We start from the raw sequence: 12,897 nt of genomic DNA, 5'->3' as shown, positions 1-12,897 counted from the left end.
CATGAATAGCACGCTTATCCAGACAGACCGTTTCACCTTGAGTGAAACCGAGCGCTCGGCCATCGAGCACGAGCTGCATCACTACGAAGACCCGCGCGCGGCGTCGATCGAAGCCTTGAAGATCGTCCAGAAGGAACGTGGCTGGGTGCCGGACGGCGCCCTCTACGCCATCGGCGAGATCCTCGGCATCCCCGCCAGCGACGTTGAAGGCGTGGCGACGTTCTACAGCCAGATCTTCCGCCAGCCGGTCGGCCGCCACATCATTCGCGTGTGCGACAGCATGGTCTGCTACATCGGTGGCCACGAGTCCGTGGTCAGCGAGATCCAGAGCAAGCTGGGCATCGGCCTGGGCCAAACCACTCCGGACGGGCGCTTCACGCTGCTGCCGGTGTGCTGCCTGGGCAACTGTGACAAGGCGCCGGCGTTGATGATCGACGACGACACATTCGGCGACGTGCAGCCTGCTGGCGTCACCCAATTGCTCGAGGGCTACCCATGACCCTGACTTCCTTCGGTCCTGCCAACCGCATCAAGCGGTCGGCCGAGACTCACCCACTGACCTGGCGCCTGCGTGACGACGGCGAGCCTGTTTGGCTTGACGAGTACCAGGCCAAGAACGGTTACGCGGCCGCGCGCAAAGCCTTTGCCGACATGGCCCAGGACGACATCGTCCAGACCGTGAAAGACGCAGGCCTTAAGGGCCGCGGCGGTGCAGGCTTCCCCACGGGTGTCAAGTGGGGCCTGATGCCCAAAGACGAATCCATCAACATCCGCTACCTGCTGTGCAACGCGGATGAAATGGAGCCGAACACCTGGAAAGACCGCATGCTGATGGAGCAACTGCCCCATCTGCTGATCGAAGGCATGCTGATCAGTGCCCGCGCGCTGAAAACCTACCGTGGCTACATCTTCCTGCGTGGCGAATACACCACCGCCGCCAAGCACCTGAACCGTGCCGTGGAAGAAGCCAAGGCCGCTGGCCTGCTGGGCAAGAACATCCTTGGTTCGGGTTTCGACTTCGAACTGTTCGTGCACACCGGCGCCGGGCGTTATATCTGCGGTGAAGAAACCGCACTGATCAACTCCCTCGAAGGCCGCCGCGCCAACCCGCGTTCCAAGCCGCCCTTCCCTGCCGCCGTGGGCGTGTGGGGCAAGCCGACCTGCGTGAACAACGTTGAAACCCTGTGCAACGTGCCGGCAATCATCGGCGACGGCGTGGAGTGGTACAAATCGTTGGCCCGCGAAGGCAGCGAAGACATGGGCACCAAGCTCATGGGCTTCTCCGGCAAGGTCAAGAACCCGGGCCTGTGGGAACTGCCTTTCGGCGTGACCGCACGCGAGCTGTTCGAGGACTACGCCGGCGGCATGCGCGATGGCTACACCCTCAAGGCCTGGCAGCCAGGCGGCGCCGGTACCGGCTTCCTGTTGCCAGAACACCTGGACGCTCAAATGTACGCCGGCGGCATCGGCAAGGTGGGCACCCGTATGGGTACCGGCCTGGCCATGGCCGTGGACAACACCGTGAACATGGTGTCGTTGCTGCGCAACATGGAGCAGTTCTTCTCCCGCGAATCCTGTGGCTTCTGCACCCCGTGCCGCGACGGTTTGCCATGGAGCGTCAAGCTGCTGATGGCCCTGGAAAACGGCGAAGGCCGCGAGGGCGACATCGAGACCCTGCTGGGTCTGGTCGGTTTCCTCGGCCCAGGCAAGACCTTCTGTGCTCACGCACCGGGCGCCGTGGAGCCATTGGGCAGCGCGATCAAATACTTCCGCTCGGAGTTCGAAGCCGGCATCGCGCCTACCAGCGCCGCCGTCCCGCCTCTGGCAAGGCCGATCGTAGTCGGCGCGTAACGCTTAAAAAGGCGAAGGGTCCGTGCCCTTCGCTTTCTCATGTGCTGACGCCTTCAAGGCTGTGTTGATGCACATGAATAACAAGATTCCATTAGCCACGCCCGCTGACACCGGGCCAACGAAGAACTTTGAACCATGGCCACTATCCACGTAGACGGCAAAGAGCTCGAAGTCGATGGGGCAGACAACCTGTTACAGGCGTGTCTGTCGCTAGGCCTCGACATTCCATATTTCTGCTGGCACCCCGCCCTTGGCAGCGTTGGCGCTTGCCGCCAGTGCGCGGTCAAGCAGTACACCGACGAGAACGACACCCGTGGTCGTATCGTCATGTCCTGCATGACCCCTGCCACCGACGGCAGCTGGATCTCCATCGAAGACGAAGAAGCGAAAGTGTTTCGCGCCAGCGTCGTCGAATGGCTGATGACCAACCACCCGCACGACTGCCCTGTGTGTGAGGAAGGCGGCCACTGCCACCTGCAAGACATGACCGTGATGACCGGCCACAACGAGCGCCGGTATCGCTTCACCAAGCGTACCCACCAGAACCAGCAACTGGGCCCGTTCATTTCCCACGAGATGAACCGCTGCATCGCTTGCTACCGCTGCGTGCGCTTCTATAAGGACTACGCCGGCGGTACCGACCTCGGTGTGTTTGGCGCCCACGACAACGTGTACTTCGGTCGCGTTGAAGACGGCACCCTGGAAAGCGAATTCTCCGGCAACCTCACCGAGGTCTGCCCGACCGGTGTGTTCACCGACAAGACTCACTCCGAGCGCTATAACCGCAAGTGGGACATGCAGTTCTCGCCGAGCATCTGCCATGGCTGCTCCAGCGGTTGCAACATCTCCCCGGGTGAGCGCTACGGCGAACTGCGTCGGATCGAAAACCGCTTCAACGGTTCGGTCAACCAGTACTTCCTGTGCGACCGTGGCCGTTTCGGCTACGGCTACGTCAACCGCGAAGACCGCCCACGTCAGCCACTGCTGGCCGACGGCGCCAAGTTGAGCCTCGACGAAGCACTGGATAAAGCCGCTGACCTGCTGCGCGGTCGCAACATCGTCGGTATCGGTTCGCCCCGCGCCAGCCTCGAAAGCAACTACGCGTTGCGCGAGCTGGTAGGCGCCGAACACTTCTACTCGGGTATCGAAGCCGGTGAGCTGGAGCGTATCCGCCTGGTGCTGCAAGTTCTGAACGACAGCCCGCTGCCGGCTCCGAACATGCGCGACATCGAAGACCACGACGCGATCTTCGTCCTCGGTGAAGACCTGACCCAGACCGCTGCACGCGTGGCCCTGTCCCTGCGCCAGTCGGTAAAAGGCAAGGCCGAAGACATGGCCGACGCCATGCGCGTCCAGCCTTGGCTCGACGCTGCGGTGAAAAACATCGGCCAGCACGCGCTGAACCCGCTGTTTATCGCCAGCCTGACCGCCACCAAGCTCGACGACATCGCAGAAGAATGCGTACACGCCGCGCCTGACGACCTGGCCCGCATCGGTTTCGCCGTGGCCCACGCCCTCGACGCCAGTGCGCCTGCCGTAGAAGGCCTGGACGCTGAAGCCGCTGAACTGGCCAAGCGTATCGCCGACGCCCTGCTGGCCGCCAAGCGTCCATTGATCATTGCCGGTACCTCGTTGGGTTCCAAGGCGCTGATCGAAGCCGCTGCCAACATTGCCAAAGCCTTGAAGCTGCGCGAGAAGAACGGTTCCATCAGCCTGATCGTGCCGGAAGCCAACAGCCTTGGCCTGGCCATGCTCGGTGGCGAGTCCCTCGACGCCGCTCTGCAAGCCGTGACCGACGGCAGTGCCGACGCGATCGTGGTGCTGGAAAACGACCTGTACACCCGCACTGATTCGGCCAAGGTCGACGCAGCGCTGAACGCGGCCAAAGTGGTGATCGTTGCCGACCACCAGAAAACCGCCACCAGCGACCGTGCCCACCTGGTACTGCCCGCCGCCAGCTTTGCTGAAGGCGACGGTACCCTGGTCAGCCAGGAAGGCCGCGCCCAGCGCTTCTTCCAGGTGTTCGATCCGAAGTACATGGACGCCAGCATCCTGGTTCACGAAGGCTGGCGCTGGCTGCATGCCCTGCGCGCCACCCTGCTGAACCAGCCGATCGACTGGACCCAGCTCGACCACGTGACCGCTGCCGCCGCTGCCGCTGCACCGCAACTGGCACGCATCGTCGACGCTGCACCGTCCGCCGCGTTCCGCATCAAGGGCATGAAACTCGCCCGTGAACCGTTGCGTTACTCCGGCCGTACCGCCATGCGGGCTGACATCAGCGTGCATGAGCCACGTACACCGCAAGACAACGACACCGCGTTTGCCTTCTCCATGGAAGGTTACTCGGGTTCGGTCGAGCCACGTCAGCAGGTGCCTTTCGCCTGGTCACCGGGCTGGAACTCGCCGCAGGCCTGGAACAAGTTCCAGGACGAAGTCGGTGGCCACATCCGTGCCGGCGACCCGGGCACCCGCCTGATCGAAAGCACCGGTGACTCGCTGAACTGGTTCGCCAGCGTTCCGCGTCCGTTCAACCCGGCCCAGGGCACTTGGCAGGTTGTGCCGTTCTTCCACCTGTTCGGCAGCGAAGAGACTTCTTCCAAAGCCGCGCCGGTACAAGAGCGCATTCCAGCCGCCTACGTGTCCGTAGCCAAGTCCGAAGCCGACCGCCTGGGCGTCAACGACGGTGCCCTGCTCAGCGTGAACGTCGCCGGCAAGACCCTGCGTCTGCCGCTGCGCATCGACGAAGAGTTGGGTGCTGGCCTGGTTGCATTGCCAAAAGGCCTCGCGGGGATTCCTCCGGCGATCTTCGGCCTTACCGTTGACGGTCTGCAGGAGGCAGCTCAATGACCTGGTTCACCCCTGAAGTGATCGACGTGATCATCGCGGTGGTCAAGGCCATCGTGATCCTGTTGGCCGTGGTCGTGGCGGGCGCCCTGCTCAGCTTCGTCGAACGTCGCCTGCTGGGCTGGTGGCAGGACCGTTACGGTCCGAACCGCGTTGGCCCGTTTGGTATGTTCCAGATCGCCGCCGACATGCTGAAAATGTTCTTCAAGGAAGACTGGACCCCGCCGTTTGCCGACAAGGTGATCTTCACCCTGGCACCGGTCGTGGCCATGAGCGCCTTGCTGATTGCCTTCGCAATCATCCCGATCACCCCGACCTGGGGCGTGGCGGACCTGAACATCGGCTTGCTGTTCTTCTTCGCCATGGCCGGCTTGTCGGTCTACGCGGTGCTGTTCGCCGGTTGGTCGAGCAACAACAAGTTCGCCCTGCTGGGCAGCTTGCGGGCCTCGGCCCAGACCGTGTCCTACGAAGTGTTCATGGGCCTCGCGCTGATGGGCATCGTGGTGCAGGTGGGCTCGTTCAACATGCGCGACATCGTCGAGTACCAGGCGCAGAACCTGTGGTTCATCATTCCGCAGTTCTTCGGCTTCTGTACGTTCTTCATCGCTGGCGTCGCCGTGACTCACCGTCACCCGTTCGACCAGCCGGAAGCGGAACAGGAACTGGCCGACGGTTACCACATTGAATACGCCGGCATGAAATGGGGCATGTTCTTCGTTGGTGAATACATCGGCATCATCTTGATCTCGGCCCTGCTGGTCACGCTGTTCTTCGGCGGCTGGCACGGTCCGTTCGGCATCCTGCCGCAGCTGGCGTTCTTCTGGTTCTTCCTGAAGACCGCGTTCTTCATCATGCTGTTCATCCTGCTGCGCGCTTCCATCCCGCGTCCACGGTATGACCAGGTGATGGATTTCAGCTGGCGATTCTGCCTGCCGCTGACCCTGATCAATTTGCTGGTGACTGCTGCCGTTGTGTTGTTGAACACGCCAGCGGGCGCGGTTCAGTGAGGATTTGACCCATGTTCAAATATATTGGCGACATCGTTAAGGGTACCGGTACCCAGTTGCGAAGCCTGGTGATGGTGTTCGGTCACGGCTTTCGCAAACGCGACACCCTGCAATACCCGGAAGAAGCGGTGTACCTGCCGCCGCGTTATCGCGGCCGCATTGTCCTGACCCGCGACCCCGACGGCGAAGAGCGCTGCGTGGCCTGCAACCTGTGCGCCGTGGCGTGCCCGGTGGGTTGCATCTCGCTGCAGAAAGCTGAAACCGAAGACGGTCGCTGGTACCCGGACTTCTTCCGCATCAACTTCTCGCGCTGCATTTTCTGCGGCCTCTGCGAGGAAGCTTGCCCGACCACCGCGATCCAGCTGACACCGGATTTCGAGATGGCCGAGTTCAAACGTCAGGACCTGGTGTACGAGAAAGAAGATCTGCTGATCTCTGGTCCCGGTAAAAACCCTGATTACAACTTCTATCGTGTTGCAGGTATGGCCGTTGCCGGTAAGCCGAAAGGCGCCGCACAAAACGAAGCCGAGCCGATCAACGTGAAGAGCTTGCTGCCTTAAGGAAGAAAGATGGAATTCGCTTTCTATTTCGCATCGGGTATTGCAGTGGTGTCCACGCTTCGCGTGATCACCAACACTAACCCCGTGCACGCCCTGCTCTACCTGATCATTTCGCTGATCGCCGTGGCCATGACCTTCTTCAGCCTCGGCGCACCGTTCGCCGGTGTGCTGGAAGTGATCGCCTACGCCGGCGCCATCATGGTGCTGTTCGTGTTTGTGGTGATGATGCTCAACCTGGGGCCGGCGTCTGTCGCCCAGGAACGCGTCTGGCTCAAGCCCGGCATCTGGCTCGGCCCGGTGATCCTGGCAGCCCTGCTGCTGGCTGAACTGCTGTATGTGCTGTTCGCTCACCAGAGCGGCCAGGCCATCGGCCACACCACCGTAGACGCGAAAGCCGTGGGCATCAGCCTGTTCGGCCCGTACCTGCTGGTGGTCGAACTGGCTTCGATGCTGCTGCTCGCTGCAGCCATCACCGCCTTCCACTTGGGCCGCAACGAAGCCAAGGAGCAATGACGATGCCTGCTATCCCTTTGGAGCATGGTCTGGCGGTCGCCGGCATCCTGTTCTGCCTTGGCCTGGTCGGCCTGATGGTTCGCCGCAACATTCTGTTCGTGTTGATGAGCCTGGAAATCATGATGAACGCCGCGGCACTCGCGTTCATCGTGGCCGGTAGCCGTTGGGGCCAGCCGGATGGACAAGTGATGTTCATCCTGGTGATCAGCCTGGCAGCCGCCGAGGCCAGTATTGGCCTGGCGATCCTGCTGCAACTGTATCGTCGCTTCCACACGCTTGATATCGACGCTGCCAGTGAGATGCGCGGATGAACATGATCTTTCTGACTTTCGTATTTCCCCTGATCGGTTTCCTGCTGCTGTCGTTCTCCCGTGGACGCTGGTCGGAAAACCTCTCGGCCCTGGTCGGCGTAGGTTCCATTGGCCTGTCGGCAATTGTCGCCGCCTACGTCATCTGGCAATTCAACGTCGCACCGCCTGAAGGCGGTCACTACACCCTGGTGTTGTGGCAGTGGATGTCGGTGGAGGGCTTCAAGCCCAACTTCGCCCTCTACGTCGACGGCTTGTCGATCACCATGCTCGGCGTGGTGGTGGGTGTGGGCTTCCTGATCCACCTGTTCGCGTCCTGGTACATGCGCGGTGAAGCCGGTTACTCGCGCTTCTTCGCCTACACCAACCTGTTTATCGCCAGCATGCTGTTCCTGGTGCTGGGCGATAACCTGTTGTTCCTGTACTTCGGCTGGGAAGGCGTGGGCCTGTGCTCGTACCTGTTGATCGGTTTCTACTACAGCAACCGCAACAACGGTAACGCCGCACTCAAAGCCTTTATCGTGACCCGGATCGGTGACGTGTTCATGGCCATCGGCCTGTTCATCCTGTTCCAACAGGTGGGCACGCTGAACATCCAGGAACTGCTGGTGCTGGCGCCGCAGAAATTCCAGGTCGGCGACTTCTGGATCACCCTGGCGACCCTGATGCTGCTGGGTGGCGCTGTCGGTAAATCCGCACAACTGCCGCTGCAAACCTGGCTGGCGGATGCGATGGCCGGTCCTACCCCGGTTTCGGCACTGATCCACGCCGCAACCATGGTAACCGCCGGTGTCTACCTGATTGCCCGTACCCACGGCCTGTTCACCCTGGCGCCGGAGATTCTGCACCTCGTGGGCCTGGTGGGTGGCGTGACCCTGGTACTGGCAGGTTTTGCTGCCCTGGTTCAGACCGACATCAAGCGTATCCTCGCCTACTCGACCATGAGCCAGATCGGCTACATGTTCCTGGCCCTGGGCGTTGGCGCCTGGGACGGCGCGATCTTCCACCTGATGACCCACGCCTTCTTCAAGGCCCTGCTGTTCCTTGCTTCCGGTGCGGTGATCGTTGCCTGCCACCACGAGCAGAACATCTTCAAGATGGGCGGCCTGTGGAAGAAACTGCCGTTGGCCTACGCCAGCTTCATCGTCGGCGGCGCGGCCTTGTCGGCCCTGCCACTGGTGACCGCAGGTTTCTACTCGAAAGACGAAATCCTCTGGGAAGCCTTTGCCAGCGGTAACCACGGCCTGCTGTACGCCGGCCTGGTAGGTGCGTTCATGACCTCGCTGTACACCTTCCGCCTGATCTTCATCACGTTCCACGGTGAAGCCAAGACTGAAGCCCACGCAGGCCATGGCATTTCCCACTGGCTGCCACTGTCGGTGCTGATCATCCTGTCGACCTTCGTCGGCGCCATGATCACCCCGCCACTGGCCGGTGTTTTGCCGGAAAGCGCCGGCCATGCCGGTGGTGCAGCCAAGCACAGCCTGGAAATCGCCTCGGGCGCCATCGCCATCGCGGGTATCCTGCTGGCGGCCCTGCTGTTCCTCGGCAAGCGCCGCTTCGTCACCGCCATCGCCAACAGTGGCATTGGCCGCTTCCTTTCGGCCTGGTGGTTCGCTGCCTGGGGCTTCGACTGGATCTACGACAAACTGTTCGTCAAGCCGTACCTTGCGATCAGCCACGTACTGCGCAAAGACCCGCTCGACCAGACCATCGGTTTGATCCCGCGTGCCGCCAAGGCCGGTCACACCGCCCTGAGCCGCAGCGAGACCGGCCAATTGCGCTGGTATGCAGCTTCCATGGCGGCCGGTGCCGTCCTGGTAATCGGCGCCATCATCGTGGTCGCGGTCTGACTATGCACATTGCGAACTTTGCGAACTTGCGAAAGGAAACGAGCCCGTCATGATTCTGCCCTGGCTAATCCTGATCCCCTTTATCGGCGGCCTGCTCTGCTGGATGGGTGAACGCTTCGGCGCCACCCTCCCCCGCTGGATTGCGTTGCTGACCATGTCCCTGGAACTCGCGCTCGGCCTCTGGCTGTGGGCCCATGGCGACTATTCATTTGCTCCGGCACCGGGTGTCGATCCCACCTTCGCGCTTGAATTCAAGCACGTGTGGATCCAGCGCTTCGGCATCAACGTGCACCTGGCCCTCGACGGCCTGTCGCTGTTGATGATCCTGCTGACCGGCCTGCTGGGTATCCTCTCGGTACTCTGCTCCTGGAAAGAGATCCAGCGTCACGTGGGCTTCTTCCACCTGAACCTGATGTGGATCCTGGGCGGCGTTGTCGGCGTGTTCCTCGCCCTCGACCTGTTCATGTTCTTCTTCTTCTGGGAAATGATGCTGGTGCCGATGTACTTCCTCATCGCGCTCTGGGGTCACAGTTCTTCGGACGGCAAGAAAACCCGGATCTACGCGGCGACCAAGTTCTTCATCTTCACCCAGGCTTCCGGCCTGATCATGTTGGTGGCGATCCTGGGCCTGGTACTGGTCAACTTCAACAGCACGGGCGTGATCACGTTCAACTACGCCGACCTGTTGAAAACCAAGATGTCCCTGACCACCGAGTACATCCTGATGCTGGGCTTCTTCATCGCGTTCGCGGTGAAGCTGCCGGTGGTGCCGTTCCACTCCTGGTTGCCTGACGCTCACGCCCAGGCGCCGACTGCGGGTTCCGTCGACCTGGCCGGTATCCTGTTGAAGACGGCGGCCTACGGCCTGCTGCGTTTCGCCCTGCCGTTGTTCCCGAATGCCTCGGCCGAGTTCGCGCCGATCGCCATGACCCTCGGTCTGATCGGGATCTTCTACGGTGCGTTCCTGGCCTTCGCCCAAACCGACATCAAGCGTCTGATTGCCTTCTCGTCCGTTTCCCACATGGGCTTCGTACTGATCGGCATCTACTCCGGCAGCCAACTGGCGCTGCAAGGCGCAGTGATCCAGATGCTGGCTCACGGTGTGTCGGCTGCGGCACTGTTTATCCTCAGCGGCCAACTGTACGAGCGCCTGCACACTCGTGACATGCGCGAGATGGGTGGCGTGTGGTCACGTATCGCCTACCTGCCGGCCATCAGCCTGTTCTTCGCCGCCGCATCCCTGGGCTTGCCGGGTACTGGTAACTTCATCGGCGAGTTCCTGATCCTGATGGGTGCCTTCGTGCATACGCCGTGGGTCAGTGCGATCGCTACGTCTGGCCTGGTGTTCGGTTCGGTCTACTCGCTGATCATGATCCACCGCGCATACTTCGGTCCGGCCAAGTCCGACACCGTGTTGCACGGCATGGACGGTCGCGAACTGATCATGGTGCTCGGCCTTGCGGTACTGCTGGTGTTTATCGGCGTGTACCCGCAACCGTTCCTGGATACTTCTGCCGCAACGATGCATGGCGTGCAGCAGTGGTTCGGCACCGCCTTCTCTCAACTCGCTTCGGCCCGGTAAGAGCGCTATGGAATTCACGATCCAACACTTTATCGCGCTTGCGCCGCTGCTGATCACCAGCCTCACCATCGTGGTGGTGATGCTGGCGATCGCCTGGCGCCGCAATCACTCGCAAACGTTCCTGCTGTCCTGTGCGGGCTTGAACCTGGCCCTGCTGTCGATTATCCCGGCACTCAAGGTCGCGCCACTGGCCGTGACCCCGCTGATGATGGTCGATGACTTCGCGCTGCTGTATATCGCGCTGATCCTGGTTGCCACCCTGGCCTGCGTCACGCTTGCCCACGCCTACCTCGGCGAAGGCGGCACCGGCTACCCGGGCAACCGCGAAGAGCTGTACCTGCTGATCCTGCTGGCTGCGGCCGGTGGTATCGTGCTGGTCAGCGCGCAGCACCTGGCCGGCTTGTTCATCGGCCTGGAACTGCTGTCGATCCCGGTCTACGGCCTGGTAGCGTATGCCTTCTTCAACAAGCGCTCCCTGGAAGCCGGCATCAAGTACATGGTGCTGTCGGCTGCCGGTTCGGCATTCCTGTTGTTCGGTATGGCCCTGCTCTACGCAGAAGCCGGCAGCCTGAGCTTCAGCGGTATCGGTCACGCCCTGGCAGCCTCCGGCAGCCCTGCGCCAATCGCCCAACTGGGCCTGGCCATGATGCTGATCGGCCTGGCGTTCAAGCTGTCGCTGGTGCCGTTCCACCTGTGGACCCCGGACGTGTACGAAGGCGCCCCGGCGCCGGTGGCTGCTTTCCTGGCTACCGCGTCGAAAGTCGCCGTGTTTGCCGTGATGGTGCGTCTGTTCCAGATCTCCCCTGCGGCCAACACCGGTGTACTCAGCAACGTGCTGACCATCATCGCCATCGCTTCGATCCTGTTCGGCAACCTGCTGGCGCTGACCCAGAACAACCTCAAGCGTCTGCTGGGTTATTCGTCCATCGCGCACTTCGGTTACCTGCTGATCGCCCTGGTGGCGAGCAAGGGCCTGGCGATGGAAGCCATCGGCGTGTACCTGGTCACCTACGTGATCACAAGCCTGGGTGCATTCGGTGTGATCACGCTGATGTCCTCGCCTTACAAAGGCCGCGACGCCGACGCCCTGTACGAATACCGCGGCCTGTTCTGGCGCCGTCCGTACCTGACCGCCGTACTGACCGTGATGATGCTGTCCCTGGCGGGTATCCCGCTGACTGCGGGCTTCATCGGCAAGTTCTACATCGTGGCCACCGGTGTTGAAGCGCACGAATGGTGGTTGGTTGCTTCCCTGGTACTGGGCAGCGCCATCGGCGTTTTCTACTACCTGCGCGTGATGGTGACCTTGTACCTGATCGAGCCAAACCTGCGCCGTGTGGACGCCGAGTTGCACTGGGAACAGAAAGCAGGCGGCGTGATGCTCCTGGCAATCGCCCTGCTGGCGTTCTTCCTGGGTGTGTACCCACAACCGTTGCTCACCCTGGTGCAGCATGCGGTGATGGCGGGTTGATCGCTTAGTTAAACGCAGCAAGCAAAACGGCGCCTTCGGGCGCCGTTTTGCGTTTCTGGCGTATTAATTTGTTGTCTGACACACAAAGGGAATTTTCCTCGTCGAGATGCCTCCCCTTCCGGCATCACCCTGCCTGGGTCGCTCGTATCGTGGTTGCGTTTTAGGAAACATCCCACAGCAGGGTCACTTGACCCACCGCAGATGGGCCACCAAACTATACGCAGGCTACGTACAGAACATGGATGCTCTATTTATCGAATTGCCAGCCTTTGAGCGGCACCGCAGGGATTATCTGAGTGATGAGTTATTTCACGGCTTTCAACAAGAGTTGATGAGAAACCCGCAAGCGGGCAACGTGATAGAGGGAACCGGCGGGTTACGCAAGGTGCGCTTTGTCGACGAGCGACGCAACAAGGGCAAACGGGGTGGCCTGCGAGTCATCTATTACTGGTGGTCGGGCGGTACGCAGTTCTGGCTGTTCACCCTTTATGGCAAACACGAACAGGACGACCTGAGCGCTCAACACAAAACGGCGCTCAAACACCTGCTGGACAGGGAAATCAAAGCGAGAAAATCTTATGAAACGTGACATCTTTTCCGAACTGGTCGAAGGCTTCGACGCGCTGGCAGATGAACGAGAAGGCAAGGTAACGCTGCGCAGCCACAAGGTGCAGTTGAGCAAGCTGGCACCGCTCACTGCCGACGAAGTAGTCGCTGTGCGTCAACAACTCAATCTGTCGCGCTCGGTGTTTGCGATGTACCTGCGCACCAACACCCGGACCCTGGAAAATTGGGAGCAAGGCCGGGCCACACCCAATGCTCAGGCGGCAACCTTGATTCGGCTGGTGTCGAAGTTTCCGGAGACGGTGGAACGTTTGGCGCTGTTGACCTGATCGATCAATCCA

The 12,897-nt window shown here is 61.3% G+C and carries 12 protein-coding genes; all 12 read left to right on the top strand.

Annotated features, from left to right (window positions below; translation table 11 throughout):
• Position 1 precedes the first annotated feature (1 nt).
• The 12 genes from nuoE to HX821_RS16145 all read left to right on the top strand — a co-directional run bounded on the left by nuoE (position 2) and on the right by HX821_RS16145 (position 12,885).
• Entirely contained in the window at positions 2 to 499 is a 498-nt protein-coding gene (nuoE, locus tag HX821_RS16200) for an NADH-quinone oxidoreductase subunit NuoE (RefSeq protein ID WP_003219568.1), read from the top strand.
• Positions 496 to 1,851, top strand: a complete 1,356-nt coding sequence (gene nuoF / locus HX821_RS16195) for an NADH-quinone oxidoreductase subunit NuoF (RefSeq protein WP_003219566.1) — start codon at positions 496 to 498, stop codon at positions 1,849 to 1,851. The genes nuoE and nuoF overlap by 4 nt, the downstream gene beginning before the upstream one ends.
• Positions 1,852 to 1,986: 135 nt before the next feature.
• The gene (nuoG, locus tag HX821_RS16190) at positions 1,987 to 4,701 is read left to right on the top strand and encodes an NADH-quinone oxidoreductase subunit NuoG (protein ID WP_177036044.1); all 2,715 of its coding nucleotides are present in this window, start codon (positions 1,987 to 1,989) and stop codon (positions 4,699 to 4,701) included.
• Positions 4,698 to 5,705, top strand: a complete 1,008-nt coding sequence (nuoH, locus tag HX821_RS16185) for an NADH-quinone oxidoreductase subunit NuoH (protein WP_003219563.1) — start codon at positions 4,698 to 4,700, stop codon at positions 5,703 to 5,705. Before nuoG ends, nuoH begins: the two co-directional genes overlap by 4 nt.
• 11 nt (positions 5,706 to 5,716) lie before the next feature.
• Positions 5,717 to 6,265, top strand: a complete 549-nt coding sequence (gene nuoI / locus HX821_RS16180) for an NADH-quinone oxidoreductase subunit NuoI (protein ID WP_003174725.1) — start codon at positions 5,717 to 5,719, stop codon at positions 6,263 to 6,265.
• Positions 6,266 to 6,274: 9 nt separating this feature from the next.
• Positions 6,275 to 6,778, top strand: a complete 504-nt coding sequence (nuoJ, locus tag HX821_RS16175) for an NADH-quinone oxidoreductase subunit J (protein ID WP_017476146.1) — start codon at positions 6,275 to 6,277, stop codon at positions 6,776 to 6,778.
• A gap of 2 nt (positions 6,779 to 6,780) precedes the next feature.
• Positions 6,781 to 7,089, top strand: a complete 309-nt coding sequence (gene nuoK / locus HX821_RS16170; protein WP_003219560.1) for an NADH-quinone oxidoreductase subunit NuoK — start codon at positions 6,781 to 6,783, stop codon at positions 7,087 to 7,089.
• Positions 7,086 to 8,939, top strand: coding sequence for an NADH-quinone oxidoreductase subunit L (nuoL, locus tag HX821_RS16165; RefSeq protein ID WP_003219559.1), 1,854 nt, complete (start codon positions 7,086 to 7,088; stop codon positions 8,937 to 8,939). The genes nuoK and nuoL overlap by 4 nt, the downstream gene beginning before the upstream one ends.
• A 49-nt stretch (positions 8,940 to 8,988) precedes the next feature.
• Entirely contained in the window at positions 8,989 to 10,521 is a 1,533-nt protein-coding gene (nuoM, locus tag HX821_RS16160) for an NADH-quinone oxidoreductase subunit M (protein WP_003219558.1), read from the top strand.
• A gap of 7 nt (positions 10,522 to 10,528) precedes the next feature.
• Entirely contained in the window at positions 10,529 to 11,992 is a 1,464-nt protein-coding gene (nuoN, locus tag HX821_RS16155) for an NADH-quinone oxidoreductase subunit NuoN (protein ID WP_003219557.1), read from the top strand.
• Between the two features lie 238 nt (positions 11,993 to 12,230).
• Complete coding sequence (locus tag HX821_RS16150) at positions 12,231 to 12,581, top strand: toxin (RefSeq protein WP_032899042.1); 351 nt, start codon at positions 12,231 to 12,233, stop codon at positions 12,579 to 12,581.
• Positions 12,571 to 12,885 (top strand): DNA-binding transcriptional regulator, encoded by a 315-nt coding sequence (locus HX821_RS16145; protein ID WP_003219555.1) that lies wholly within the window; start codon positions 12,571 to 12,573, stop codon positions 12,883 to 12,885. The genes HX821_RS16150 and HX821_RS16145 overlap by 11 nt, the downstream gene beginning before the upstream one ends.
• Positions 12,886 to 12,897 lie beyond the last annotated feature (12 nt).

The sequence above is a fragment of the Pseudomonas sp. B6001 genome, from assembly GCF_013386015.1.
GTDB lineage: Bacteria > Pseudomonadota > Gammaproteobacteria > Pseudomonadales > Pseudomonadaceae > Aquipseudomonas.
The sequence above is the reverse complement of the archived record's forward strand: the minus strand, read 5'-3'. Positions and strand labels throughout refer to the sequence as shown.